Consider the following 26,320-nt stretch of genomic DNA (forward strand, 5'->3'; position numbering starts at 1 on the left):
TCGCGGACGTAACGCGAATAGACGCGAGCGCGACCCGGAAACGCTCCGGGCGACGACTCGACCCACCCGGTCGTCATTCTCCCCTGGTTCGGAGGTTAGCGCCGACGTGGTGGCCGCGCAACCGTCCGAGCTGCGCGATTCACGAGACCGGGGGAATCGCGGAACATTCCTGGCGATCGAGAATTCCGACCGTCGCGAGCGATCTTCGACTTCACCGAACGCGTGAATATGTCAACGAAGGCGCGAATAGCGAAGGTCAAGTCCAGCGCTTTTTCGAGAGCAGCGGAAACTCTCCTGAGCGAACTGCGGACCACCACGGAGAGCGACCTTCCGACGACGAACCGCAGTCACTTGCCAGGGCGCGAGGAGAGTTCTAGAGTTCTAGAAGTGTCAGTTCACGAGGTGGTCAGGGCCGGCGGGATGGGTGCACCCGACGCGGCCGGTCGGTTCGGGAGGTTCGGCGGGCGCTACCTGCCGGAGGCGCTCATACCCGCCGCGAAGGCGGTGGAGGCGGCGTTCCGGGAGGCGTGGTCGGATGCCGCGTTCACGGCGGAGTACCGGCGGCTGCTCGCGACGTACGTGGGTCGACCGACGCCGTTGACGGAGTGCGCGCGGTTGTCCGACGCGTTGGGCGTGCGGGTCCTGCTGAAGCGGGAGGACCTGGCGCACACCGGGTCACACAAGATCAACAACGTGCTCGGCCAGGCGTTGCTGGCCCGCCGGATGGGCAAGCGGAAGCTGATCGCGGAGACCGGGGCCGGGCAGCACGGCGTGGCCACGGCCACCGCCGCCGCGTTGCTGGGACTGGGTTGCACCGTCTACATGGGACACACCGACGTCCGGCGGCAGGCGGTGAACGTCTTCCGGATGGAGCTGCTCGGCGCGGAGGTCGTGCCGGTGACGTCGGCGAACGGTGTCGGGACGTTGAAGGAGGCGACCAACGGCGCGTTGCGCGCCTGGGTGAACGAGACCGAGGACGCGCACTACTGCGTCGGCTCCACGATGGGGCCGCACCCGTACCCGTGGATGGTGCGGGAGTTCCAGCGCGTCATCGGCGACGAGGCACGCGCCCAGTGCGCCGAGCGGCTGCCGAAGGCTTTGCCCGACGTGGTGGTGGCGTGCGTGGGTGGCGGGTCGAACGCGGCGGGGACGTTCGCCGGGTTCGTGGACACCCCGGTCCGGTTGGTGGGCGTGGAGGCGGCGGGCGGCAGCGCGGTCGAGAAGGGCAAGCTCGGCGTGCTGCACGGGTTCATGTCGCACTTCCTGCAGGACGACGACAGCCAGGTGCTCGAAGCGGAGTCGATCTCGGCCGGCCTGGACTACCCGGGCGTCGGGCCGGAGCACGTGCACCTCGCGGAGGCCGGGCGGGCGCACTACACGAGCGTGACCGACGAGCAGGCCCTGCGGGCGTTGAAGCTGGTGACCAGGACCGAGGGGATCCTCCCGGCGCTGGAATCGGCGCACGCCCTGGCGTGGGTGGTGGACGCGGCCGCGACCGGTGAGCTGGCGGCCGGGTCGACGGTGCTGGTCACGTTGTCCGGCCGTGGCGACAAGGACCTCCAGCAGATCAGGGAGCACCTGCGATGAGCGTGTTGGAACGGCGTCTGCGGGACGCCCGTGAGCCGCTGCTGATCCCGTACGTGATGGCGGGCGTCGTGCCGGACTGGCTCGACCTGGTGCGGGGCGCGGCGGAGGCGGGCGCGGACGCGATCGAGATCGGCCTGCCGTTCTCCGACCCGATGCTCGACGGGCCGACGGTGCAGCGGGCCGCAGCGCTCGCCGCGGGCCGCGGTGGACGGCCCAGGCCGTTGGTGGAGGAGCTGGCCGGGCTCGACCTCGACGTGCCGCTGGTCGTCATGACCTACGCGAACGTGGCGATGACCATGACGCCAGACCGCGGCGTGGGAGGGTTCCTCGACCACCTGGCGTCGGCGGGCGTCCGGGGCGTGATCGTGCCGGACCTGCCGCTGGAGGAGTCGGCGGAGTACCGGGCACGTGCGGCGGAGGCCGGGGTGGCGGCGGTGCTGCTGGCCGCGCCCTCGTGCGACGACGACCGGTGCCGTGAGATCGCGCGGGCGTCGTCCGGGTTCGTGTACTGCATGAGCTCGATGCGGATCACCGGTGAGCGCACCGACCTCGCCACCACGGCACGGGAGACCGCACGGCGGTTGAAGGGGATGACCGACCTGCCCGTGGTGACCGGGTTCGGCATCTCGACGGTCGAGCACGCGGTGGAGGCCTGCGCGGACGCCGACGGTGTCGTGATCGGCTCGGTGCTGATGCGGATGCTCGTCGACGGCGCGCCCGTCGCCGAGGTCGTGGACGAGGTGGCCGCGTTCCGCCGGGCGCTATCCTCCGTCGGAGGTTGAGAGTCGGGGGTTCCCACCGGTGGACGACGGGCGGCGCACGGGCCGCGAGTACGGCACGCGCGTGCCCAAGTACCTGGCGATCTACCGGGTGCTGGCCGACCGGATCGCGGACGGGCGGTACCCGGCGGACGCGCCGCTGCCCGCGCAACGGGAGTTGGGCGAGGAGTTCGACGTCTCGTTGATGACGGTGCGGCAGGCCATCCAGGCGTTGGAGGCGGACGGGCTGCTGGAGACGCGGCACGGTGTCGGCACGTTCGTGCGGCGGCCCGCGTTCGCCTACGGCCTCACCGGGTTGCGGAGCCTGGCGCAGGACCTCGTCGACCAGGGCATCGAGCTGGAGACCGAGGTGCTGGACGCCCGGCTCGTCGTGCCACCCGGTGACGTGGGCGCGCGGTTGGGCGTCGAGGAGGGTCGGGTGCTGGCGGTCGAGAGGCTGCGCAGCACCCGACCCTCCCCCGGCGTGTCCGTCCCGCTGTTGCTCCAGACGTCCTACCTGCCGGCCGGGTCCGTCGACGTGGAGACCCTGCGCCACCAGTCGCTGTACCGGCTCCTCGAGGAGTCGGGGCGGCCGGTGCGGCAGGCCAGCGAGACGATCCAGGCGGTGGCGCTGACGGCCGAGCAGGCCCGGGTGCTCCGGCGCGAGCCCGGTTCGCCGGCCCTGTTGAGCAGCCGGCTCAGCCGGGGCGAGGACGGCACCCCGTTGGTGGACGACCGCGCGTTGCTCGTCGGCGACACCGTGATCACCGCGGAACGCGCGGCGGGCGGGACGAACCTCGCCTACGGACACCGCTGACGACGATCGCGCCGGCGGCCAGGACCGCGCTGACCCACGGCGCCGCGCGGTAGTCGGCGGCGGTCCGGGTCGCGACGGCGGCCGACAGCGGACCCAGGAACGCGCCGACGTTCAACGCGACGGTGGCGAACGCTCCGCTGAGCGAGGGCGCGTCGGACGCGACCCGCATCACGCGCCCGACCAGCGCCGATCCGACGCCGAACGACAACGCGCCCTGCACCACCGCCAAGGCGTGCAGCGCCGCCGGGTGGGCGCCGGTCACGGCCAGCGCCGCCCACCCGACCGGCAGGGCGCACAACGCCGGCCAGAGCCGCACGTCACCGAGCCGGCCGGCCACCGTCACCCCGGTGAACGCGCCGACGCCGAACGCCGCCAGCAGCACGGGGACCGCGCCGGCAGGCAGGCCGGCGACGTCGGTGGCGATGACGGCGAGGTACGCGAAGGTCGCGAACGTGGCCCCGTTGACGAGCACCGCGAGCACCAGTGCGCGCTGCAACCGCCGTGACCTCAACGCCCCGGCTTCCTCCCGCACCGACACGTCACGACGATCGGCCGCATCGGCGGGCGCGGACCGGAACACGAACGCCAACGCGGGCAGGCACAGCGCGGCGACCGCCCAGAACGCCGAGCGCCACCCGGCCCAGTCGCCCAGCAGGGCGCCCGCCGGCACGCCCGCCACGCACGACAACGTGATGCCCGACAGCAGGACGGCGGTCGCCCGGCCGTGCTCGGTCGGGCGCACGAGCGCGGTCGCGACGGACATCGCGACGGCGAGGAACCCGGCGTTCACGACCGCGGCGACGATCCGGGTTCCGAAGAGGACGGCGAAGTCCGTCGTGACCGCGCCGAGCACGTGCACGACGACGAACGCGGCCAGGAAACCCGCCAGCGCGCGACGACGTGGCCACCGCGCGCTCAGCGCGGCCATCACCGGCGCGCCGATGATCATCCCGATGGCGTAGGCGGAGGTGAGGCTCGCCGCCGCGCCCACCGGGACGGACAGGTCGGCGGCGATGCCCGGGACGAGGCCGGACAGCATGAATTCCGAGGTGCCTTGCGCGAACACGGCAAGGCCGAGGACGTAGACGAACACAGGCAAGGGGATCGACTCCGAGGTCGGCGTGCGCGGTCAGGTGCGTGCGCGTGCCGACCGCCGACGGGCGATCGCGATCAGGACCGGTCGTTCACCGGTCGGACGGCTCGCCGCCGGCGATCGGCGGCTCCGCTCTGTCCGACTCGGGGCTGGTCACCCCGAGCACACTAGTCACGGCGCCGCCGCGTCCTCAACGTCATTTCGCCCACGGCGCGCGGCCAGCCAGACCTCGGCGTGAGCGACGGCGTCCGCCAGCGGGAACAGCCTGGTGACGGCGCCGCCCACCCGGCCGAGCCCGACCGGGTGGGCGGCGGCGAAGGCCGCGCCCAGCTCCGCGAAGTCGCCGTCGTCGAGGACGACGTCGCGCACGGTCGTCCAGGAGCGGCCGTGCGGGGTGCTGATCGCGAACGAGTTGTCGGCCTCCGGCGGTGTCGGCAGCCGGTACTCGGCCAGGTGGAAGGCCGTGCAGGAGTCGAAGCCGACGCCCAGGAGCAGGACCCGCGCGTCCATCGCCTCCAACCGCGCGAGCGGGCTGCGTTCGCCGAGCCGGCTGTCGAGGGCGTGCTCGGCCACGACCTCGGCCGCCCGGGCGCCGATGGCGGCGAACGAGGTCTGCGGGTGGGCGCTGCGGACCGCTCCCGGCCGGTTCCGCACGGCCTCGGGGATCACGCCGACGCCCGTCGAGGGTGTCGTGCGCGGGTCGTAGGGCGGCGTCGACGCCCGGATCTCGGGCCACCACGACTCGGGCACGGGCGGGTTCCGCCAGCCGGCCGGGTCGGAGTTGTCGGCGGACTGCGCGGGCGTCACCAGCGTCCCGGCCTCGCCGAGCACGTCGAGCAGCGCCGACACCACGGTGGTGGCACCGCCGCAGACCCAGCCGAGGGAACTCAGCGAGGAGTGCACGAGGACGGTGTCACCCCGGCGCAGGCCGGCCGCCCGGAGCTGGGTGCCGATCGACTCCCGCGTGCACAGCGGGCCGGTGGGTGGCTTCGACATCGCCGCAGGATAAGGATGATCGACTGGTCAGGTCACCTCATTTCGACCCCACCTCGGTCAGCCAGGCGCGCCGGGCGGCGGCCCGGGTGAACTCGCGGACGTGCAGGCCGGCGCGCAACCAGGCCATCGGGAAGTCGTCGCCCCCGTCGCGGACCACCCGGCCGAACGCGTCCCGGCCGCGGTCGCGCGAGGCCTCGGCCAGGCCGGCCAGTAGATCGGCGGTGGTGGTGAGGCCGTTGCGGGTCAGGGCGGTCACCTCGCGCCCGGCCGAGGCGACGGCCGCCACGGCACGTCCACCGAGCGCGATGCGGTGCAGCACGTTCTCCAGCGGGCGCGCGGGACGCGGCACGCGTTCGGCGGGCTCCGGCCGTGCCGGGAGTTCGCGGGTGCCGTCGCCGGCGACGTGGGAGCGCTGGAGCCGGTCCAGGCCGAGGTCGACGTGGTGGCGCAGGTCCGGGGGCAGGTCGAGGTCCCCGGTGACGGCCAGCGCGACGGCCCTGCCGGGGCGGTCGGGCAGCAGGCGTGCCACGGCGCGGAGCCGGAGGCCGGGCGCGTTCGCGAGGACCCGCAGGTTCTCGCGCGCCCGGTCGCCGTCGCCGACGAGATCGACGTGGGCCTCGTCGGTGCCCAGCCGCAGCGCGTCGCCGGCCGCGCCGAGCACGGTTCCGGCCACGAACAGCAGGTCCGCGCTGGCCGGTCGGTGGGACTCGGGTCTGGCGTGGGCCTGGAACCCGCGGGTCACCTGGTCCGGCAGCGGTTGCGCCCACAGGCCGGCCAACGGCGGCTCGTCCCAGGACGCGGCGGACGCGGCCACCGCGCGGACGGCCTTGCCCGCGCCGAGCCGGTGGTCGGCCGACGCCGTGCCGCCGGAGAGCAGCAGGCCCGCACGGCCCAGTTGGCGCTGGCTGAGGCCGGACTCACCGATCGCCACCGGTCCGCTCGCGGCGGCGGCGACCCGTTCCGCGCCGCCCGGCATGATCGCCGGCACGGTCCACAGCACGCCGCCGCCGTCCACCAGGTGCGTGACCACCCCGGCGTAGCCGGACGCGGCGACGACCACCTCGGTGCACAGGCCGTACAGGCGCAGGGAGCCGATCGGGCGGTACTCGCGCCGGGCGGTGCCGCGCAGCTCGGCCGCGTGGCCGGTGCCCGTGCGCAGGTCGTGGCAGAGCAGCATCAGCTCGACCAGTTCGGCGGTCAGCGCCTCGCGGTCGAACGACGAGTCGCCGGCGCGTGCGGCGGCCAGTGCGGAGGCGATGCGCAGGCCGTTCGCGGCGGCGCGGTGCAGGCCCGCGACGCGGGCGACGTGGACGGCGCGCAGCAGTTCGGCGCGGACCACGGCACCGCTGCCCGTGGCCCCGGCGCGGAGCACCGTCCCGCACGCCGCCCAGAGCGCGCTCGCCGCCGCACGTTCGTCGTCGGACGTCGTGTCGGGAACGGGCTCGTCGGGGACCTCGGCCGGCACCTGGACGCCTTCCGCGACCTCGGCCGGCTCGTCGACGCCCGCGGCGACCTCGGCCGCGGCCACGGCGACGCCCCGGTGCAGGCACTTCGGCGCGAGCAGGCAGCTGCACACCAGGTCGTCGGCCGTCGTGAGGACGCCTTGGCGCAACGTCCAGGTGAGCGCGGTCTCGGCGTCCAGCTCGGCACGGGCCGTGTCGGCGTCCGCGGTCACCGTCCACTCGGCCACGCGCCCGAGCGACGCGTCGACCCGCTTGCGCAGGCGGGGCGGCAGGGCGTCGAGCACGTCGGCCACCACCGCCGGGAACACCGGGGGCACGCTCATCCGCGCACCTTCTCCCCCACCCAGCGGGCCAGCTCACGCGGGCTGAGCGCGGCGACCGGCATGCCCGCCGCGACCAGCGCGCCCGCCACCGACGTGGAGTAGCGGGCGACGCCGCGGTCGTCGAGGCTCGCGCAGCCGAGCACCGTCACCCCCGAGGTGACCAGCTCCCGGACCTGCGCGACGAGCGGCCCGACCGGACCGCCCTCCTCGAAATCGCTGACCAGTACCACCATCGTCCTCTCCGGCACGGTCACGAGGGAACGGGCGTGGCGCAACGCGCCCGCGATGTGCGTGCCGCCGCCCACCCGCACCTCCAGCAGCAACGACAACGGGTCGGCCACCCGGTCGGTCAGGTCGACGACCTCGGTGGAGAACGCCAGGAAGTGCGTCGACAGCGCGGACACCCCGGCGAAGACGGAGGCGGTCAGCGCCGACCACACCGTGGAGGCCTCCATCGAGCCGGACACGTCCACCACCAGCACCAGCCGCCAGTCGTTCGCCTTGCGCCCGCGGGTGCGGAACACCGGGTGTTCCGGCACGACCACCACGCGGCCGTCGGCCCCGCGGCGCGCGGTCGCGAGGTTGGCGCGCAGGGTGCGCGGCAGGTCCAGCCGGCCTCCGGGCCGACGGGTCGGCGTCGGCAGCTGGATCCCGGTCAACGCGGGCCGCACGCGGTTGGCGAGTTGCTCGGTCAGCTCGCGCACGAGCCTTGCCACCAACGGCCGCAGCCGCGCCAGCGCCGACTCCGACAACCCGCCCGCCAACGACAGCACGTTGCGCAGCAGGTCGACCGACGGCCGCACGGAGCCGGGGTCGATCTCCAGCGCCGCTTCCAACCGCCCACCTTCCGCCGCCGCCGCCAGGACTTCTTCGCGGACGTGCTCGCCGAACAGGTCGCGCAACTCCTCCGACCACTCGCGCACGTCGGGGAACGGGCTGGCGCGGTCGGCGCCGAGTTCGCCGCGCGCCGCCCCCTCGCCCCGGTCACGCCCGTACAGCTCGTCCAACGCGGCCGCGTACCTGCCCGCACCCGCCGGCCGTTCGCCGTTCGACCCGAGCACCAACCGCCACCGGACCCCGGCGGGCAACTCGCCGGCGTGGGACAGCTCAGCCGACGCCCCGCCGCTTGTCACTGCGGTCGCCGACACCCCGCCTTTTGTCACTGCGGTCGCCAATTCACCGCCGGCCACCTTGCTCGCCGAAGCACCGCCGGACACCTCGGGGGTCGACTCAGCCAGGCCGGCCGCGCCGATCGGGGACCCGGGCGCACCGGCCGCACGGCCGCCACCACCCGCCGGCGTTCCAGTCCCGGCTGCCGAGTCGACCGCTCCGCCCGCCGAGGCGTGGGCCGGTCGACCCCGGTCGGGCAGCAAACCGTGCGCCCGCAAGGCGTCCACGGCCGCGTGCTCGGCGTCCAACCACACCGCCAGCAGTTCCGGATCAGGCGCGCCGACCGCGTCGACCCGTTCACCGGTCCGCTCCTCCACCACCGCCAGCACCCGGGCCCGCGCGGCCGGCCCGACCGACGTGAACGCCCCTCGCAGGGCGGGCAGCCGGTCGAGGAAGTCCCGGTCCCCCAACCCCTCCACCCGGTCCAGCAACGGCGACAGCGCGTCCGGCGTCTCCAACAACGGCCCGGCCGCCGCGAGCACCCCGGTGAGCCCCAGCCGCAGCACACCCCTGCGCTCCGGCGTGCTCGCACCGTCCACCCAGGACGCGACCCGCTCACCCAACACCGACGCGGGCACCAGACCGAGCAGGACCCGGGCCGCACCGGCCGCACCGGCGATCAGCGGCGTCGCCGAGTCGGCCAACGCCCGCAGGCACGCTTCGAGCCGCAGCCCGTGCACCCCCGGCCGCTGACCCAGCTCCACCAACGCCCGCGCGTCGGCGACGTCCTCCGACCCGGCGAGCCCTTCGAGCTGGGCCACGGCCGCCGTCTCCAGTTCCAGCGCCAGCAACGGGTGCGCGTCCAGGACGTCGCCGGGCGTCCCGGGCACGTGACCGGCGCGCAACCGGTCGAGCAGGTCCAGCCCCGCCAACAGCTCCCGCAACGTCGCCGACGACGGCAGCACGGTCGCCGCGTCGGCCAGCAGGGTGTCGACCATCCCGGGCAACCCGCACAGCGCCGCGTCGAGGAGGTCGCCCAACACGGCGGCAGGTGTGTGCCCGCCGCGTTGTTCGCGTTCGGCGCGACGGGCCCGCAACCGCCCGAACGCGGCCAACTCCAACGTCGCGCCCCACAACCCGGCCACCGGCAACGTCGCCGCGGTCGCCGGGGTCCACGCCACCGTCCACCGGGTGGTCAGGGCTTCACCGCCGCCGACGCCGGTGGTCTCGGTCTCCTCGCCGTAGGTCACGCCGAGCACGGCCAGCCGCCGCAACGCCACCTCGCGCCGCGCGTCCAGGTCCGACCTCAACGGGTCCAGCCGCAACGACACCGCCTCGCGCGAGTCCGGACCGGGCAGCCGCAGCGACGCGACCAGCGCCTCCACGGCCGGCGCCAGACCCGACCGGGGCGTGCCGGGCGCGAGCACCCCGGTCCGGTGCCCCACCAGCACGTCACCGGCGGCCCGGGCCACGACCCGTCCCCGCCCCAGCGGCTCGGCGTGGGTCAGCACGGTCTGCACCGCCTCCACCAGCTCACCGCGACCGGGCGCGGGCAGGCCGCGCAGCCGGGCCAGGTCGACCGCCAGCCGCAACGCCTCGCGCGCCTCGGCGGGACCGGCCGGGTGGCCGAGCTCCCGCACCCGCGCGCAGATCCGCACGATCAGCGACGCGGCGGCGGCCTCCACCGCCTCCGGATCACCCGCCGCCTCCAGCACGGCCTGCTGCCACTCGGGATCGCGAATGCCCGCAGGGTAGCCCGAACGCTCGTCCAGCAACGCGAACCCGTACGGCACCAACGACGTGACCACGTCGCCGGCGACCGGGACCGAGGTGTCCACCGGCCCGTCCAGCAACGCCGCCGCGTGGAACGACCCGATCACCGCCGCGCACCGCCGTCCGTCCACGCCTTGCACGGCCCGCCGCATCCACGCCTCCCGGCGCAGGTCGTACGGGTCCACGCCGGTGGCCGCCGCGTCCTCGCGCAACGCCCAGCCGACCAGCAACGCCGCCCGCCGCACCGCCTCCGGCGTCTGGCCGGGCGCGGCGGCCTCCACCAGCCGGTCCCACAGGTCGTCGCCGTCACGGCCGGTCGTCGCACCGCGCAACGCATCGGTCAGCGGTGACGCGCCACGCTCCTGCGGCCGGTGCCCGTCACCGCGCAGGGCGAGCGGCAGGTCGCACGGCCGGACCTCCACGCCGTTGCGGTGCGCCCAGCGGATCGCGGCCAGCTCCGGGGAGAAGTCCGCGAACGGGTAGAACGCCAGGCCGCCGTCCGGCGAGGCGCCGGACAGCGCGACCGGCGCGACGAGGTCGGGATCGGCCAGGTGCGGCAGCCACTCCCCCAGCTCCTCCGGCAGTTCGACCAGCAGCACCTCGGGCGCGAACGCCTCCAGCAGGGCGGGCACCACCGCCGCCAACGCGGGCGAGTGGTGCCGCACCCCGATCAGGTAAGGGTGCCGGTGGTCGGCCAGCTCACGCATCGAGGACGTCACGGAGCTCCCACAGCCGTCGCCACGTGCGCGCGCCGGACTCGGCCCGCCGCCGCACCGCGCCGTCCCAGTAGCCGAGCAGCCGGGCCGCGTCGCTCGGGTCGTCCTTGCGGACCACACCGAGCAGGTGGCCGGGCAGCAACGACAGCGGATCGCGGTCGCCGGGGAAGTACGCGCCGGCCAGCCCCAACGACGTGGCGACCGACACCGCCTCCGCCGTGCTCATCACCGTGGACGGCCGCTCGACCGCCCAACCCTCCTCCGACACGCCGTTGCGCAGGTCGCGGAACGCGGTGACCAGCACCTCCAGCACCACGTCGTCCACGGCGAACGGCGCGCTCACCCGTTCCAGCGCGGCCGTGGCCTGACGGCGCACCAGCGCCGTCTCGGCCGAGAGGTCGCCGATGGGCCCGACGTTCTCGAAGTTGAACCGCCGCTTCAACGCCGCCGACATCTCCGACACGCCGCGGTCGCGGAGGTTCGCCGTGGCGATCACCGTGAAGCCGGGCGCGGCGTGCACGGTCGCGCCGTCCGTGCCGGACAGCTCGGGCACCGCGATGCGCCGGTCGGACAGGATCGACACCAGCGCGTCCTGCACCTCCGGCAGGCACCGGGTGACTTCTTCGACGCGCACCACGCCACCACCGCGCATCGCGGCGAGCACCGGTGACGGCACCAGCGCGCGAGGGCTCGGCCCTTCGGCGAGCAGCAGCGCGTAGTTCCAGCCGTAGCGCAACTGGTCCTCGGTGGTGCCCGCGGTGCCCTGCACGACGAGCTGGCTGCTGCCGGACACGGCGGCGGCCAGCAGTTCGGACAGCATCGACTTGGCCGTGCCGGGTTCGCCGACCAGCAGCAGGCCGCGCTCGCCCGCCAGCGTCACCACGGCCCGTTCGACCAGCGCCCGTTCGCCGACGAACTTGGTGCCGATGACCAGCCGGTTCGGCACGCCGTCCACCGACACGCCCTTGGGCAGCGCCAGTGGGTCGCCGCTGCCCATCACGAACGTCACGACGGCGCGCGGGGTGAGCCGCCACCCCGGCGGACGGGGTCCGCTGTCGTAGGCCGCGAGGAACGCCAACTCCTCGCGGAAGGCGTCCTCGGCGGGTTCGACCTGCCTGGGTGCGGTCACCTGCGTCCTCCGGTCTTGAGCTCTTCGTAGGCGGGTGCGTCGCCGTCGAGCACCCGTTGCCAGGCGCGGGCGAACAGGTCGGCGACGGGTTCCAGCGGCACGATGACGCCGGGTTGACCCTGGGCGTACTCGAACATCGGGGTCTTCCACCGCTCCAGCGGCAGGTGCGGCGCGGCCAGGGCCAGCCACCCGCCGGGCAGGAACAGCGAACGCCCGGCCCTGGCCCGCTTCGCGGTGAGCACCAGGTCGGTCTCGGCGAGCGCGGCGCGCGCCTTGCGCAGCCGGGCGGGTTTCCAGCCGGTCCACCGGGCCACGTTCGCGTCGGTCGGGTCGGGCAGGGCGAGCAGTTGCAGGTACAGCGCCGCCGCGTCCTCGGTCAGCCCGAACCGCGTGGCGACCTCCGCCACCAGCGCGGGCACGGACCCCATCGGGTCCTGGTGGTAGGCGGCCGGGTCGACGCCCTCGGGCGTCGGGACCGCGCACAGGGCGGTGAGCCGGTCGTCGGCCAGCCGGTCCAGCACCCGCAGCGCGTCCTGCCCGCCGGCCAGTTCCGCGACCGCGACGAACAGGTCCCGCTCGGCCGGTCCGACGAGACCGGGCCTGGCCGCCAGCCGGCAGTACTCCTCGCCCGCGGGTACCAGCTCCAGCCAGCCCTGGTACTGGTAGAGGCCCGCCTCGGTGGGCACGTCGACGCCGAGCAACGCGCACAGCCGGTCCAGCGAGACCCACCGGCCGAGGTCGATGGCGAAGCCCTGGTGCGCGACCCGCTGCCGGGCCAGCGCCAACGCCTCCGGCAGCCGGGCGCGCAGCGCCGAGCCGGCCGGGAGCCGGTGCGCCAGCCACGCCAGCACCTGCGGCACCGACCACAGCGCCGCGCGGTCGAACCCCTCCGGCCGGCGGGCCTCCAGCCCGTCACCGGTGAACGTCAGCTCGGCGTCCACGGTGAGCCACGTCGTGAGGTCCGGGTTGACCACGCCGGCCACGTACTCGCCGACGTCCCGCAGGTTCAGCAGCTTCGCCGCGTCGACGAGCACGTCGTCGGGCACCGGCGTCCGCCGCCCGTGCGCGGCGGTCCACACCTCGGCGACCGCGGCCACGTCCGGGCCGCTCGTCCACAGGTCGGCCGGGTCGGCGGGCACGGCGGCGGCGACCAGTTCGAGCCGCAGGCCGTCGTGCAGCCGGTGGAACCGGTCCTTGGCCACCTTCGCGGCGCCCGTGGACAGGTTGAGCAGGCGTCGCTCGGCGGTGGACAGGAAGTTCGCGTCCCACCGGCCGACGCCGGGCAGCCCGGCCAGCAGGTACGTCGCCTCCGCCGTGCCCAGGCCGGTGAGCTCCATCAGCGCGGGCACCGCCTCGGGGAACCACGGCGCGGGACCGCGCTCGGCGAGCACGTCGAGGAACCGGGCCACCCGCTCGGGCCCGAACGACGTGTGCACCTCCGCGGCCGACTCGACGTGCCAGTCCTTCGGCAGGTCGAACGCACCGGGCGTGCGGCTGAACTGCAGGCCGTCGAACCGGCTGCCCGGACCGTTGCGCCACTGGGTCTCGAACAGGGCGATGAACCCGTCGCGCACCGGCACGACCCGGTCCTTCACCGCGGCCTGGCCCTTGTCCACGACCACGCCGAGGGTCCGCCAGTGCCCGGCGCCGTCGGCCAGTCCGGCGTCCGCGACGCACCGCAGCACGAGCGCCAGCGCGGCCCGCTGGTCGTCCGGGGTGAGCGGTGACGCGGCGCGGTGCGCCAGCGCGGCCAGGTGCGGCAGGGCGTCGAACCAGCGGGCCGCGTTCGACACCGGCAGGGCGCGTGCCTCGGGCCGCGCGACCGCCTCGGCGAGCGCGGCGGTCAACGCGGGCAGCCCGGTCCGCACCAGGCCGCGCGAGTTGTAGGAGCGGTAGCCGCCGAACCAGTGGAGCGCGGCGTTGACCTCGTCCTCGGACACGACGGGCCCGGTGGGCGCGAGGACCGGGTCGACCGCGCGGGCCGCCTCGGCGATCTCGCCGTAGCGCCGGTAGGAGCGCTCCACCTCGGCCGCGCCGCGGACCAGGTCGACCACGCCGGAGATCAGCGCGGGGTGCGTGAGGCCGGGCAGCTCGGCGGCGACGACACCGGCGAGCCCGCCGCGTTCGCCCTCGACCAGTGCCGTCAGCCGCTCGCGGACCGTGCGCCTGTCCGGCCCTTCCTCGCGCGCGGCGGCGAGCATCCGGTCCACGGCTTCCCTGCTCACGCCGCGCAGCGCGGCGGAACCGGCCTCGTCGCGCGGCCGCAGCAGGTGCCACCAGTCCAACGGCGGCACGAACGGCGTGCCGGTCGCGTACACCGGGTGCTGCGCGGCTTCCGACACCGTCGCCAGCCTGACGCCCTCGGCGTCGAGCACCGCCATGGCCTGGTTGCCCGTCGCCAACGTGAGCTCCGCGCCGCCGGGCAACCGCAGCACGCCCTTCGGGCGGGCGCCGCCGACCACCCGGACGCGGCGGCCGTCCACGCCCTCGCCGACGTACGAACCGTCCGCCTCGCGGCGCACGCGCCACCCGTGCAGGCCGTCGGCCGCGCCGAGCGGGCTGCCCTCCGTCGCGGGGACGGCGGGCCTCAAGTCGCACTCGGCGAGTTCGAGCGACGTGCCGTCGGCGGCGAAGTCCTCGATGAACCGGGGCATGCTCGCCCGACCGCGCTGGCCGGTGGCCGGGTCGACCTCGAACCAGCGCCACCCGCGGTCGTAGTAGGAGCCGGTCCACAGGGTGGTGCCGTCGCCGTGCGCCTCCGACAGCGTCGACACGACCGTGTCGCCGGGGTGCGCGACCCGCCCACCGGCGAACCGGCCGCCGCCGGGCAGCGCGATGGACGCCCTGGCCGGGTCGTTGCGGTGGTAGCTCCGGCCCTCGCCCATCGCGAAGACGTGGTCCGGCGCGTCGCTCCAGTACGCCAGCTCGCCGTCCGGGCCCTGCCAGCGCACGAGCAGCACGCCGTCGAACCACGACGCGGCCGGCGCGAACCCCCAGCGGTGCCGGGCGTCGGCCGGGATGCGGGAGACGTGCTCGGCGAGCACGCCCTCCGGGCCGACCACGACGAAGGTCTCGCCGCGGCGCAGCACGAGCGCGGGCCACCCCTCGCCGCACACCACCACGCCGTTGTCCTTGGGCATCCCGGCCGCGGCCAGGCGCGCGACGGCCTCCTCCAGGGCGGGCCACCCCAGCTCGTCCACCACGCCCCCGCGCAACGTCCGGTGCAGGGCGGCGGCCACGTCGGTGCCGGCGAGCGACTCGGCCGCCTCGGGCACGTCCACGTACGCCTCGGGCAGCCGCACGACGGCCAGCGTGTCGAGGTGGGCGCGGAGGTCGGGCAGGCCGGTGACGGCGACGCGCTCGACCCGCCCGCTGATCCACGCGGCCAGCGCGCTGCGCAGACCAGGCACCGCCATCGCGGCCGTGAGCACGTCCAGGGCGACGACGTCCGAGCGGACGTGCGATCGGGCGTGTGCGACGAGCCCGTGGCCGAGCGCGCCGCCGAACCGCTCGGACGCGGCCAGCGCGGCGAGGTCGCGGCGGCCGGGCTCGTCGTCGGCCAGCCACCCGGTGACGTCCAACTGCACGTCGGTCTGGCTGCCGGGTGCGATCGGGACGTCGTGCGACACCAGCAGGTCCAGCACGTCGAGGTCGCCCTGGCGGTAGTACCGCAGCGCGCGGACCGGCACGCCGTCGGCCACGAGCCGGCCCGCCATCGCCTCGAGGAGCTCCAGCAGCTTCACCGACCGCCCGGTGGCGCGCCACCCCGACGAGCGGACCGCCAGGACCGACGACAGCCACTCGGCCGGATTCGCCTCGACCTCGTCCGGTCCGATCAGCGCGCGGGTCGCGCCGCAGGAGGTCAGGATGTCCAGCCACAGGTCGAGCACGGTCGCGGAGTCGGGCACGAACGACAGCAGCCGGCCGCGCACCTCCGCGTCGTCCGTGGCCAACGCCACCAGCGAGGCCCGGTAGGACTTCCAGAACGCGCCGCCCGCGCGGCTGATCGCGGAACCGTCCAGGATCGCGCGCAGCAGCCGCTGGTCCTCGGCGACGAGGTCGCGCTTGGCGGCCTTGGCCAGCCGCCGCAGGTCCTCCGGCATCCCCGTGTACGGCGGCAGGCCGCCCCGCGTGCGCTCCACGCACAGCGTGAAGAACAGCTCGTAGGCCGCGTCCGGGTCGTGCTTGCGGGCCAGGCCCTTGGCGTGCGCGGACAACGCCTTGGCGGTCAACGCGCCGGCGAACGCGAACTCCAGGAACACCTCGCGCGTGCGCTCGGGGTCGACCGCCAGGTCGTGCACCTCCTCCGCCTCGCGGGCCTTGCCGAACATGCTCGCCGCGTAGCTGGTGTTGCCGTGCTGGAGGAAGATCCGCCCGGCCTGCTCGTAGAACGTGGGCAGGAAGTGCGGCGCCGACCGGCCGAGCATGGCGCCCAGCGCGGTGAACCCGTCCTTCGCCGCGCCGGCGCGCGACTTGGCCGTGCGGGCCAGCCGTTCGACGTCCTTGACCAGGTTGAGCGCGTGGTGGCCGTTGGCCGGGTCGTGCACCAGGGCCCAGGCGGGGAAGCCGAGCGCGACGCGCTTGCCGGTGCCGACGTCGGCGACCCGGGCGGGCGCGTCGAACCCGAGGTACTCGCAGGTCAGGTCTTCGGCGCGGCCGAGGACGGCGGGCACCAGCCGCACCACGACGCGGCCGTCGAGGCCTTCGTGGGCGTAGTGGCGGGCGGTGATGGTGTCGCGGTCCTCGCCGACGTCGTCGGTGCCGGGCAGCACCGCGCCGGCCGAGATCAGGGCCTTCGGGCTCAGGGCGCTCACTGGGCCACCACCGCTTCCTCCACGACGCGACCGGCGTGGATCGCCGCCGCCATGCGCATCCCCTCGGACCACGCGACCGGTCCGACGTCGGCGAGCGGCAGGGTGGTTCCGTCCTCCAGCGCCCAGTGCAGCTCGCCGGTCCACGTCTCGCCCTCGGGGTAGTCCGAGCCGAGCCAGTAGCGGGCCTCCACGACCCGGCCGTCCTCGAACGCGGAGTAGACCGCGTCGCCGCCGCGCACCGGGTAGCCGAGCGTGCGGCACCGGCCCAGCGCGTGGTTGAGCTGCTCGAACCGGCCGCCGGAGAAGTCGTCGACCGACGTCTTGCCCGCCAACCCGGCCGGTCGGGCGTGCGTCTGCCGGAACAGCTGCTGCACCTGCTGCTCGACGCCGAGTTCCGCGCCGAACTCGCGCAGCTCCTCCAAGTCCTCCAGCAGCACCGGGTGCGGTATGCCCACCACCTCGGGCTTCAGCCGTCGCGTGTCGCCGTCGAGGGTGACCACGCCGAGCCCGCGCTCGGGGTCGGCGTCGCGCAGGAACCCGGTCTCCGTGCCGCTGCCGTCGTCGGCCGTGACCACGAGGTCGCGCAACGCCTCGGCCCACGCGGCGTCGGCCCAGACCTCGGCGATCAGCGCCGCCGGCACCGGCAGCGAGCGCACCATCCACCCGTCCACGGTGGACAGGCACTCGGCGCGGTGCCGGGACAGCCACTCGGCGAGCTGGCGCAGCTGGACGACCCTCGGGTCGTCCTTGAGCGAGGCGGGCACCGAGGACAGCAGCTTGCCCTTGCCGTTGCGGCACTGGACGCGTCCGTTCTCCCCCAGCCGCACCTGGTACCCGGACGCGTGCCCTTCTTCGGATTGGGCATCGAGCCAGCCCACGGTTCCTCCTGCGAGTCGTTCACGACGGTGTGGCGCGGAGGTTAGCGAGGGGGTCCGACAAAACGATCAGTTCGGTCGGTTCGTCGCCTCGTCGTGACCGGGAGCGGTGGCTGCACGAACGGGCGGCTTTACCTCAAGTCTTGCCCAAATCAGATGCGAGTGTGACCGGCGTCTCCCTAACCTCTCCCTCATGAGACTGTTGCTGTGGATCGCGCTCACGTGCGCGCTGGCGGTCGAGGGGGCCATGGTCCTCCCGCTGCTGGCGGGCGTGGCGATCGTCGGTTGCGCCGAAGTGCGGCGCCGATCGCCACGCCCGCGCGCACGGGTCCGCCATGACCTTCTCGCCCGGTGACCCGAACGGTCGGGGTGACCCGGTGCGCCGGGGTGGCGCCCGCCGCTCGACCCGCCCGCTGACGGATCACCCCGCCGATCCGGTCAGCAGGCCTTGCGCAGGACGGCGCCGGACGTGCCGGCCAGCGAGACCTCGGTGACCGACGTGCCGCGTTCGGTGACGTGCCCGCCGTCCAGGGGCACCGTGACGGAGCGGCTGTCTGTGCTGTTGGCGTTGACCACGACCGTGCCGCACGTGAAGTCGCGGACGAAGACGTTCGTGCCGACGGACCGGTAGGCCCCGGACGGCGTGCCGAGGTCCCAGTCGTACTCGACGCGCCACGGCGAGGCGTCGCCGTAGCCGTCGGTCTGGTCGATGCTCGCGATCGCGGCCAGGTCGCCGGCCGCCATGAGGTAGCTGGCCAGGGCGAACCGGTACGCCCGGTCCGCGCCCTCGGTGTGGTGCGGCTGCACCCAGGTGATCTTGCCGCGGGCCTCGTTCGAGGCGATCTCGGCGACCTGCCTGCTCCACCCCTCGGGGTACTCCGAGAGCAGGTTGGTGTCGCCGAACGCCAGCCACCACTCGTCGAAACCGCCGTCGAGGTGCTCGGTGTAGGCGTCCCAGGCGCCCGCGTGCAGCCGGGCGTTGGACAGGTTCGCGACCGTCTTCAACCCGGCGGCGACGAAGTCGTCACGGGTGTTCGCCAACATCGACTTGTACGCGTCCTGCAACGCCGCGTCGGTCGGGTACTTCGCCGGGCACACGCCGTCGTGGTAGGCGTCGCAGGGGAACAACGCGTTGTCCATGAACACGCCGTCGAATCCGGACGCGGTGCTGCTATTGATCACATTCGTCGCCCACGCGTCTTGATAGGCGGTGTTGCCGACATCCATCTGCCAGTGGCCGGAATAGCCGCTGTACTCGAACCGGCGACCGCCCGGGTCGAGCAGGAACCACTCGGGGTGGTCCTTTTCCGCCTGGCAATACCCGACGCCCGTCGGCAACTGCGCGTCGTCCACCCCGTCACGGCACGCGTACGAGCGCGTCGACGACAAGTCCTTGTAGACGAACACCTGGACGGCCGGGTTCGCCGCCTTCAGCTTGGGGATCAGCGCGCCTTCCCAGGCGTTCAGCACGATGTAGGCGCGTCGGCGCGCCTCGGTGGCCAGCACCTCGTCGGAGACGGGCGTGGAGTTCATGTGCAGCCAGAAGGACTGCACGGTGCCACCTCCGCCCGCGACCGGCTGCTCGGCGGCGCTGGTCGGACCGGACGGCACGACCAGCGCCGCCGTCGCGACGCAGGCCACGATCGGTAGCAGTATGCGGGCTCGGCCGCGGCGCGCAAGCCGGTGTCGGACGCGTTCATGGCGATGGGGCAGGGACATGCCGGACTCCCCGGATTGCGGCAGGCGGCACCCCGATGTCGATCACGACAACAATGTCGGACACAACGGGGAATGGGGCGCGCCCGCCTCGTATCGGTAGCGCGAAGATCGCCTACCGGCCGGTAGGCGAATCGCGACCCGCAGTTAAACCGCTGCACATCGGGCAGGTCAAGTAACGGGCGTCACATCACGCGTGAAATAGTTCGTCTCCATTGGCCACAACTATTTCGGTCAACTGGGAACGGATCATGGCGAACGCGTGCCCGGCACCACGGCCCAGCGCCACCGACGCCGCGACGGTCACCCGCCGAACGGGTTGGCGTCCCTGAGCAGGTCGACCAACGGCCCCAGCAGGTCGGCGACGACCTCGCGGACCGCGGGCACGAAGATGATCACGGCCACCAGCAGCGCCACGTACGGCGCGACACCGCCCCTGCGCTTCGACGCCATGCCCCACCCCGGGATGCGTTGCCGTTCCCAGCATGTCACGGCCACCGGGAGCGACCGGCGGACACGCCTGAGAGCGGCCGGAGGGCCGCCTGGACGGCGGATGCGCCCGACGCCGGCGGGAAAAACCGTCGGGGCGTTGTCGGTGCGCCCGGATATCGTCCCGACCATGACGGGCATCCGCTACCTGACCGGCGACGCGACCAGCCCTCAGGCCAAGGGTCCCAAGATCATCGCCCACCTCTGCAACAACCGGGGCGGGTGGGGCAAGGGCTTCGTCCTGGCGATCTCCAAGCGCTGGCCGGAGCCGGAAGCCGCCTACCGCCGCTGGCACCGCGAGCGGGCGCACAACGACTTCGCGCTCGGCGCGACCCAGCTCGTCCAGGTCGCGCCCGACCTCTGGGTGGCCAACATGGTCGGCCAGCACGGCCTCAAGACCAGCCGCAGCTCCGGGCCTCCCATCCGGTACGACGCGGTCCGCCAGTGCCTGCGCGGGCTCGCCGCGCACGCCGCCCGCCTCACCGCCGGCGTCCACCTGCCCCGCATCGGCACCGGCCTGGCCGGCGGCCGCTGGGACCGCGTCGAACCACTCGTCGTCAGCGAACTGACCAGCCACGACATCCCGGTCACCGTCTACGACCGGACCTGACGACCCGGTCAGGCGCCCGCGCCGCCGTCGACCGGCACGATCGCGCCGGTCACCATGGACGCCCGGTCGCTGAGCAGCCACGCCGCCACCTCGGCGACCTCGCGGGGCTGCGCCATCCGCCCGAGCGGGATCGTCGGGGTGATGCGCTCGACCAGGCCGGGTGTCGCCGCCTCCCACTGGGCGATCATCTCCGTCGCGGTGCCGCCCGGTGTGATGCCGTTGACCCGGATGCCCTGACGGCCCCAGGTCACCGCCGCCGACTCGGTGATGCTGTTCAGCGCGCGCTTCATGGCGCCGTACGCGGGCAGCTCCGGGTTCGCGCGTCGACTGCCGATGCTCGACGTGTTGACGATCGCTCCGCCGTCGCCGCGGCGCATCAGCGCGGCCTCGGCCGTCATCGCGGTCCAGTGCGCCCGGAAGTTCACCGCGAACTGCTCCTCGACGTCCTCGTCGCTGGTCGTGTCGAGCGGACCGGGCCGCTGGATCGTCGCGCCGTTGTTGAACGCGCCGTCGAGCCGTCCGTGCAGCTCCTCGACGCGGTCGACGGCCGCGCGGATGCTCGCGCGATCGGCGAGGTCCATCGCCACGGCCTCGGCGACGCCGCCGTCCGCGCGGATCTCGGTGGCGATTCGCTCGAGGGCGTCGACGCCGCGCGCGGCCAGCACGACGGAGGCGCCCTCGTGGGCGAAGAGGCGGGCCGCGGCCTCCCCGATGCCGCGGCTGGCGCCGGTGATGAGCACGACCTTGCCGGTGAGCAGGCCGACGGGTGCGCTGTCGTTGGTCATGACACCAGCGTGCGGCCGGCTACCCGACCGGAGGCAGGGACGGGTTGTACCAGGATCCGTCGCCGCGCCGCGGGCAGACTCGGGGTATGGACAAGCAGGAACTCGGGGCGTTCCTCCGCAGCCGTCGCGAGCGGCTCCAGCCGCACGACGTCGGCCTCCCCTCGGGCCCGCGCCGCCGGACACCGGGGCTGCGCCGCGAGGAGGTCGCCGTCCTCGCGCACATCTCCACCGAGTACTACGTCCGGCTGGAGCAGGGCCGTGCGCCGCGCCCGTCGGGCGAGGTCCTCGCCGGGATCGCGGGCGCGCTGCGGCTCACCGACGCCGAGTCCGACCACCTCCACGTCCTCGCAGGCACCGCGCCGAGCCGGACCGGGCGGCACCGGCGCGACGTCCGCCCGAGCATCCTCGCGCTCCTGGAACGGCTGCCGCGGACCGCCGCCTTCGTGGTGTCCGCGACGTTCGAAGTGCTCGCGTGGAACGACCTCGCGGCCGCCCTCATGGAGGACTTCGCCCGCCTCGCGCCGCAGGACCGCAACCTGGCGCGCCGGGCGTTCCCGGCCCCGGCCCACGGCGGGTCGACGCTGTACGGGATCTCCGACGTCGCGGAGTTCCGGCAGCACGTCGTCATGGAGCTGCGGGCCACCCTCGCCCGGTACCCGGCCGACCCCGCCGTGACCGGTCTCGTCGCCGAGCTCCGCGACGCCGCCCCGGAGTTCGCCCGGCTCTGGGAGCGGCACGACGTGCAGGCGGCGCCGGTGCTCACCAAGACCTTCCGCCACCCGGTCGTCGGTGAGATCACCGTCGACTGCGACTCGCTCACCCTCGCCGACCGCGACCAGCACCTCGTGCTCTACAGCGCGCCGGCGGGATCGCGTGACGCGGAGGCGTTGGCCCTGCTGGACGTGCTGGGAGCCGGGAGCTTCCACGGGGCCGCCGGTTAGGAGCCCGGCACGTGGTCGCCGCGTCGTGGCAGGACGTCGACGACCGCCGTGACCGGTCCGTGGGCGGTCGTGCCGGTGACGGTCACCTCCCCCGGTTCGTCGGTGGCGCCCGGCGGCAACGGTTGCCAGCGGACGGGGGTGCTGGTGATCTTGTCGGTGGCGGTGGTGAGCACGCGGACGGAGGCGGGCAGCTTCGGTGCGGCGCCGACGGTCGTGGCGGTGTGGACGGTGTCCTGGAGGACGTGCTCGGCGCGACTGGCGTTGAAGACGTCGATGGACGCGTGCGGCTCCCACGTGTTCGGCAGTCCGGGCACGGCCCGGAACATCGCCTGGAAGCCGGCCGGCTCCCACACCAGCACCCCGGCGCCCTTGTTGTCGACCACGTCGTTGGCAGCCTGGAACACCCGTTGGATGGCGTCAGCCTGCCCCTGGATCGTGCGGGGGAACGGCGAGTTGGGCATCGGCGAGCCGTCACCGCCCGAGGCGGGGTACGCGGTCTCGGCGATGTCGATCTTGTAGCCGGGGTGCGTCGTGGCCATGGTGTGCAGGTTGACGTCCAGCGCCTCGGGCGTGCCGTGCCACTCCGAGTAGTACGAGATGGCCAGCACATCGGGGTCTTGGCCCTTGGCCTTCACCCGGGTGAGGAACTGGTGCCAGAACTCCATGGTCTTGGCGAGGCGGTCCTTGCCGACGATCACGTGGATCTCGACCTCGGACTTCGGCGACGCGTCGCGGACCGCCTTGATCCCGGAGGCCGCCAGGGTCGTGAACCGGTCCCACGCCTCGTCGTAGAGCTTCTGCTCGGCCGGGTCGGTCGAGCCCCAGTACCGCCAGAGCAGGCCGCCGCCGGGCTGGGACTGGTAGAGGTCGGCCTGGTCGACGAAGTACTTCGGATCCGTCGTGCCGATGAGCGCCGCCTCGCTGCCGTACATGAACCCGTTGATGACCTCGTTGCCGACCGCGACCTTGTCCGGTGTGGTGCCCTGCCGGATCAGCCGGCGCAGGTGATCGGCGGTGAAGTCGTACACCGCCCGGTTGAGGTCTGCGAACTCCAACCCGGCCCAGGCGCGTGGTTTCGGCTGCTTGGCCGGGTCGGCCCACGAGTCCGCGTAGTGGTAGTCGATGCCGAGGCCCAGGCCGCGCTGCTTGATCCACCGCGCCGAGGTCAGCGTGCGCTCCGGGCCCTGGCGCGGCACCGCGGTCGGCTGCCCGGTGCTCTCGCTGCGCGGCTCGTTCCACACCCGCAGCCGGGCGTGCCGCATGCCGCGGTCCTTGACGACGTCCAACTGGTGCGGCCCGGCGCCCCGGTCAGCGGCCAGGGGGTCGACCCAGTACTCCCGGGACTGGTGGTCGTCCACCCAGGACAGGTCCGCGCCGAGGACGAGGTCGTCACGCAGGTAGTTGAGGACCTGGAGCTCGCTGACACCGGCGTCGGCGCGGCCGGGCGCACCGGTGAACGTGAGCCGGACGAACCGCGTCCCCGGCCGGGTGAACAGGTGCACCTCGCCGCGCGACACGGCCCGGTTTCGGGACCGGTCGGCGATCGCCTGCCACCGGCGACCGTCCGATGAGGCCTCGACGACGTACCGGTGGGCCGCGCCGCGCCCGGGGAACACCACCTTGACCTTGCGCAGGTTGTCGTAGGCGCCACCGAGGTCGACGGTGAGCCACTGCCGGGCGCCGCCGCGGTCGGGGCGCCAGGCCGTCGTCGGGTCGCCGTCGATGGCCAGTCCGGCGGTCGACGAGCCGCTGCCCGCCGTCGCAGAGGACCACGGCTTGGCGGCGATGTCGCTCTCGATCGGCTTGATGTCCGCGGTTCCGAAGATCGCACCGGCCGGCGCGGCACCCGCGACCAGCCCCGCGGCCACCAGGGTGGACAGGGTCGTCAGACCGGCGAGGACGCGGGCCGGGCGCTTGGTTCTCGGATCCTTGCTCATGCGGTCGGGACTCCCACGTCGAGGCGGTCGATGTCGGCCAGGCCGTCCGCGGTGGTCGGCTCCAGCCGGATGGTGTTGCTGCCCGCGTTCAGCGAGGCGGTGAGGGACTTGGTGGACCAGGTCGTCCAGGAACCGGTGGACTCGAACGACACCGTGCCGATCGTGGACCCGTTCACCACCAGGTTCGCCGGGCGGGGCGCGCCGGTGCTGTGACCGTTGGCGAACCGGATCGCCAGCGCCGCCGGACCTGCCTGCACGGCGTCGACGGTGAACTGGACGTAGGCACCCACCGCGGCGTAGCCGTTGCAGAACCCGGTGCCCGAAAAGCCGGCCTGGTTCGAGTCGATCGTGCCCTGGCACACGGCCGGCGCGGTCTCCGCCTCGTAGCGCCGGCCTACCGGTGTCGTCCCATCAGCCCTGACGAGCGCCAGCTGGTCGACGGCGAGGTAGCCGTTGCCACTGGCGGCCCGGATGGTGACGGTGGCGGCGCCCGCGGACAGCGGGATGTTCGCGAGTTCACGGCGGGTGAAGCCGCTGGAGGCCGGGATGTTGAGCGTGCGCGAGGCGCCGGCGGCGTCGGTGACGGTCAGCTGCGCTGCGCTGAGCGAGCCGGAGGTCTTGGCGTACAAGGACATCTCGTAGTTGCCGGCCGGCACGGTGATCCGCTGCCGCACACCACCGGCGTACGACTGCCCCGCGCCGATCTGCAGCGCGAAGCGGGACCCGTTCGCGCCCGCCACGTTGGTCACGAACGAGGTCGGTCCGGATTCGCGGAAGTTGGTCCAGCCGGTCAGCGTGGAGACGGTGACGCGGTCGGCCTGGAAGTCGGGGTTGAGGACGAAGTTGTTGTCCGGTCCCACTCGCCACTCCCCCGTCGTGACGTTGAACTGCCACTGGCTCACCGAGTGGAACTGGGGCCGTGCGCCGGGCTTGGTGATCGGCACCCACTGGTTGTAGCCGATGCCGTTCCAGGCGAAGTCGGCCCAGCGGTCGCCCGCGTAGATCACCGTGTTCTGCTTGCTGCCCTTCACGGTGACGAAGAACCCGGTCTGGGTCACGTGGCTGTAGTCCAGCTCGGTACCGGGGAGGACGAACTCACTCGAGTAGGAACCCTGGACAGTGCCGCTGGTCGACTCGTTGACGTAGTTGACCGAGGTGTTCCAGCCGTGCAGGGCCGAGGCGGCGTGGTAGTACTTGCCGTCGAGCTTGAACATGGCGTTGCCCTCGCGGCCGTCGCCGCGGCGGATCTCCACGGCCGGCTCGATCCGCAGCGAGTCGGACTCCCGGAACTTGGCCACGAAGCCGCGGGAACGTCCTTCGCGGTTGGAGAAGATCAGGTAGTCCTTGCCGTCGTCGTCGGTGAACACGGTCTGGTCACCGGTGCCGGTGGTCGGCGAGTTGACGATCTGGGTCTGGAAGTAGCCGTAGGTGAAGTTGCCGGTAGGGGTGTCGCCTTGCAGGAGCAGCACCCCGTGCCCGCCGCCGACGTACACCTGGGTGGCGAGCACGTATTTGCCGGTGTTCTCGTTATAGGAGACGCCGAGCCTTCCGACCCACCCGGCCTGGCCGAGCGTGGCGCCGTTGTTGATCGGGGTGGAGCGCGTGGCGACCCGGTTCTCGAACTTCCAGTTCACGAGGTCCCTGGACGAGTACACCGGGATCGACACGAACGAGACCTCGTTGTCGTACTTGCGCGTCGGGTTGGCCCGGTAGCTCTCGGCGCCGAGGTAGTGCACGCCGTACCAGTAGTAGGTGTCGCCGAACTTGAAGACCCCGCCGCCCTGCGAGTAGATGGGGTTGCCGCTCGTGTCGTTCCAGAACGTGTTGTTCGTGATGGTCTGGAACGTGCCCTCGTCCGCGGCCTCCAGGCCGCCCGCGGCGGCGACCAGGGCCGTCTTCGCCGAGGCGGCTTCCGTCCCGCTCGCCGAGGGGTTCTTCGCGACCTCCTCCGCCGTGGTCAGCGCCTTGGCGAAGGGCTTCCAGGAGTCGGTGGTGTACTTGGCCGGGACACGGGTCCGGTAGTCGGTGACCGTCGTCTTGAGACCGTGGGGGTCGGCCGCCGCGGTGTCGACGACGGGCGCGGCCTGCGCCGCCGCCACCGCCTGCGGCAGCACTGCGGAGACGGACAGCAGTGCCGCGACGAGCATCGCCCGCCGCTTCAAGGAAGTGCGTGGTGTTCGGGTCATCTTGGGTGCCTCCGTGGATGCCTTGTGGCGTCACGCGCCGAGGAAGCTCTCGGATCCCTGTCACGAGCCAGAGGGGACTGTGAACGTGCACAGTCGATGCCGACCGAGCGTGAAAACGTTTACACCTTTGGCCTCAGCTTAGAGGATCGCCCGCCGCTGTCAACAACGCCTCAGGACGGAAGTGCCGCTGGTGACCGAAGTT

18 protein-coding genes are annotated in these 26,320 nt (G+C 73.6%); 6 read left to right on the top strand and 12 right to left on the bottom strand.

Going from position 1 to position 26,320, the window contains the following annotated elements:
- Positions 1-420: 420 nt before the first annotated feature.
- Genes trpB through AB0I91_RS30880 form a run of 3 tightly spaced genes read left to right on the top strand, consistent with a single transcriptional unit; the run spans position 421 to position 3,162 of the window.
- Entirely contained in the window at positions 421-1,587 is a 1,167-nt protein-coding gene (gene trpB / locus AB0I91_RS30870; protein ID WP_499614539.1) for a tryptophan synthase subunit beta, read from the top strand.
- Positions 1,584-2,369, top strand: coding sequence for a tryptophan synthase subunit alpha (gene trpA / locus AB0I91_RS30875; protein WP_498786413.1), 786 nt, complete (start codon positions 1,584-1,586; stop codon positions 2,367-2,369). The genes trpB and trpA overlap by 4 nt, the downstream gene beginning before the upstream one ends.
- Positions 2,370-2,388: 19 nt before the next feature.
- The gene (locus AB0I91_RS30880) at positions 2,389-3,162 is read left to right on the top strand and encodes a GntR family transcriptional regulator (protein ID WP_498786415.1); all 774 of its coding nucleotides are present in this window, start codon (positions 2,389-2,391) and stop codon (positions 3,160-3,162) included.
- Here the strand turns inward: AB0I91_RS30880 and AB0I91_RS30885 are convergent.
- From AB0I91_RS30885 to AB0I91_RS30915, 7 genes are all read right to left on the bottom strand, one after another.
- Positions 3,110-4,261 carry a Cmx/CmrA family chloramphenicol efflux MFS transporter gene (locus AB0I91_RS30885; protein ID WP_499640109.1) on the bottom strand — a complete coding sequence of 384 codons (1,152 nt, stop codon included), beginning with the start codon at positions 4,259-4,261 and terminating at the stop codon, positions 3,110-3,112. The genes AB0I91_RS30880 and AB0I91_RS30885 overlap by 53 nt on opposite strands.
- Before the next feature lie 165 nt (positions 4,262-4,426).
- Entirely contained in the window at positions 4,427-5,251 is an 825-nt protein-coding gene (locus tag AB0I91_RS30890; protein WP_499640111.1) for an AAC(3) family N-acetyltransferase, read from the bottom strand.
- 37 nt (positions 5,252-5,288) lie between these two features.
- A complete protein-coding gene (locus tag AB0I91_RS30895; protein WP_499640113.1) occupies positions 5,289-7,037 on the bottom strand; it encodes a hypothetical protein in 1,749 nt (582 codons plus the stop codon).
- Complete coding sequence (locus tag AB0I91_RS30900) at positions 7,034-10,639, bottom strand: DUF5682 family protein (RefSeq protein ID WP_499640115.1); 3,606 nt, start codon at positions 10,637-10,639, stop codon at positions 7,034-7,036. The genes AB0I91_RS30895 and AB0I91_RS30900 overlap by 4 nt, the downstream gene beginning before the upstream one ends.
- Positions 10,620-11,765 (bottom strand): ATP-binding protein, encoded by a 1,146-nt coding sequence (locus AB0I91_RS30905; protein ID WP_498786424.1) that lies wholly within the window; start codon positions 11,763-11,765, stop codon positions 10,620-10,622. Before AB0I91_RS30905 ends, AB0I91_RS30900 begins: the two co-directional genes overlap by 20 nt.
- Complete coding sequence (locus tag AB0I91_RS30910; RefSeq protein WP_499640117.1) at positions 11,762-16,579, bottom strand: hypothetical protein; 4,818 nt, start codon at positions 16,577-16,579, stop codon at positions 11,762-11,764. Before AB0I91_RS30910 ends, AB0I91_RS30905 begins: the two co-directional genes overlap by 4 nt.
- Positions 16,576-17,457, bottom strand: a complete 882-nt coding sequence (locus tag AB0I91_RS30915) for a DUF4132 domain-containing protein (protein ID WP_499614511.1) — start codon at positions 17,455-17,457, stop codon at positions 16,576-16,578. Before AB0I91_RS30915 ends, AB0I91_RS30910 begins: the two co-directional genes overlap by 4 nt.
- 190 nt (positions 17,458-17,647) lie before the next feature.
- On the opposite strand from AB0I91_RS30915, the gene AB0I91_RS30920 reads away from it, so the two are divergent.
- Positions 17,648-17,809 (top strand): hypothetical protein, encoded by a 162-nt coding sequence (locus AB0I91_RS30920; protein ID WP_498786430.1) that lies wholly within the window; start codon positions 17,648-17,650, stop codon positions 17,807-17,809.
- Positions 17,810-17,892: 83 nt separating this feature from the next.
- Here AB0I91_RS30920 and AB0I91_RS30925 read toward each other — a convergent pair whose 3' ends face one another.
- A complete protein-coding gene (locus AB0I91_RS30925) occupies positions 17,893-19,095 on the bottom strand; it encodes a putative glycoside hydrolase family 15 protein (RefSeq protein WP_499614513.1) in 1,203 nt (400 codons plus the stop codon).
- Between the two features lie 378 nt (positions 19,096-19,473).
- Positions 19,474-19,623, bottom strand: a complete 150-nt coding sequence (locus AB0I91_RS30930; protein ID WP_498786172.1) for a hypothetical protein — start codon at positions 19,621-19,623, stop codon at positions 19,474-19,476.
- A 166-nt stretch (positions 19,624-19,789) separates the two neighbouring features.
- On the opposite strand from AB0I91_RS30930, the gene AB0I91_RS30935 reads away from it, so the two are divergent.
- The gene (locus AB0I91_RS30935; protein WP_498786175.1) at positions 19,790-20,269 is read left to right on the top strand and encodes a macro domain-containing protein; all 480 of its coding nucleotides are present in this window, start codon (positions 19,790-19,792) and stop codon (positions 20,267-20,269) included.
- 8 nt (positions 20,270-20,277) lie between these two features.
- On the opposite strand, the gene AB0I91_RS30940 is transcribed toward AB0I91_RS30935, so the two are convergent.
- Positions 20,278-21,054: an SDR family NAD(P)-dependent oxidoreductase gene (locus AB0I91_RS30940; protein ID WP_499640119.1), complete on the bottom strand. Its 777-nt coding sequence runs from the start codon at positions 21,052-21,054 to the stop codon at positions 20,278-20,280.
- An 86-nt stretch (positions 21,055-21,140) separates the two neighbouring features.
- Here AB0I91_RS30940 and AB0I91_RS30945 point away from each other — a divergent pair, with 86 nt between their 5' ends.
- Positions 21,141-21,995, top strand: a complete 855-nt coding sequence (locus AB0I91_RS30945) for a helix-turn-helix transcriptional regulator (protein ID WP_499640121.1) — start codon at positions 21,141-21,143, stop codon at positions 21,993-21,995.
- Here the strand turns inward: AB0I91_RS30945 and AB0I91_RS30950 are convergent.
- Positions 21,992-23,932: a glycosyl hydrolase 53 family protein gene (locus tag AB0I91_RS30950; protein ID WP_498786181.1), complete on the bottom strand. Its 1,941-nt coding sequence runs from the start codon at positions 23,930-23,932 to the stop codon at positions 21,992-21,994. The two genes, AB0I91_RS30945 and AB0I91_RS30950, sit on opposite strands and share 4 nt — an antisense overlap.
- The gene (locus AB0I91_RS30955; RefSeq protein WP_499640123.1) at positions 23,929-26,118 is read right to left on the bottom strand and encodes a CBM35 domain-containing protein; all 2,190 of its coding nucleotides are present in this window, start codon (positions 26,116-26,118) and stop codon (positions 23,929-23,931) included. The genes AB0I91_RS30950 and AB0I91_RS30955 overlap by 4 nt, the downstream gene beginning before the upstream one ends.
- Between the last annotated feature and the right edge of the window lie 202 nt (positions 26,119-26,320).

Origin of the sequence: Actinosynnema sp. NPDC049800 (genome assembly GCF_040656635.1) — a bacterium.
In the GTDB taxonomy this organism is placed as follows: Bacteria; Actinomycetota; Actinomycetes; order Mycobacteriales; family Pseudonocardiaceae; genus Actinosynnema.

What these genes read in the sequence shown, in the direction of transcription:
- trpB (WP_499614539.1), top strand. Translation starts at nt 421, where the DNA reads ATGGGTGCACCCGACGCGGCCGGTCGGTTCGGGAGGTTCGGCGGGCGC.
- trpA (WP_498786413.1), top strand. Translation starts at nt 1,584, where the DNA reads ATGAGCGTGTTGGAACGGCGTCTGCGGGACGCCCGTGAGCCGCTGCTG.
- AB0I91_RS30890 (WP_499640111.1), bottom strand. Translation starts at nt 5,251, where the DNA reads ATGTCGAAGCCACCCACCGGCCCGCTGTGCACGCGGGAGTCGATCGGC.
- AB0I91_RS30895 (WP_499640113.1), bottom strand. Translation starts at nt 7,037, where the DNA reads ATGAGCGTGCCCCCGGTGTTCCCGGCGGTGGTGGCCGACGTGCTCGAC.
- AB0I91_RS30920 (WP_498786430.1), top strand. Translation starts at nt 17,648, where the DNA reads ATGAGACTGTTGCTGTGGATCGCGCTCACGTGCGCGCTGGCGGTCGAG.
- AB0I91_RS30930 (WP_498786172.1), bottom strand. Translation starts at nt 19,623, where the DNA reads ATGGCGTCGAAGCGCAGGGGCGGTGTCGCGCCGTACGTGGCGCTGCTG.
- AB0I91_RS30935 (WP_498786175.1), top strand. Translation starts at nt 19,790, where the DNA reads ATGACGGGCATCCGCTACCTGACCGGCGACGCGACCAGCCCTCAGGCC.
- AB0I91_RS30940 (WP_499640119.1), bottom strand. Translation starts at nt 21,054, where the DNA reads ATGACCAACGACAGCGCACCCGTCGGCCTGCTCACCGGCAAGGTCGTG.
- AB0I91_RS30945 (WP_499640121.1), top strand. Translation starts at nt 21,141, where the DNA reads ATGGACAAGCAGGAACTCGGGGCGTTCCTCCGCAGCCGTCGCGAGCGG.
- AB0I91_RS30950 (WP_498786181.1), bottom strand. Translation starts at nt 23,932, where the DNA reads ATGAGCAAGGATCCGAGAACCAAGCGCCCGGCCCGCGTCCTCGCCGGT.
- AB0I91_RS30955 (WP_499640123.1), bottom strand. Translation starts at nt 26,118, where the DNA reads ATGACCCGAACACCACGCACTTCCTTGAAGCGGCGGGCGATGCTCGTC.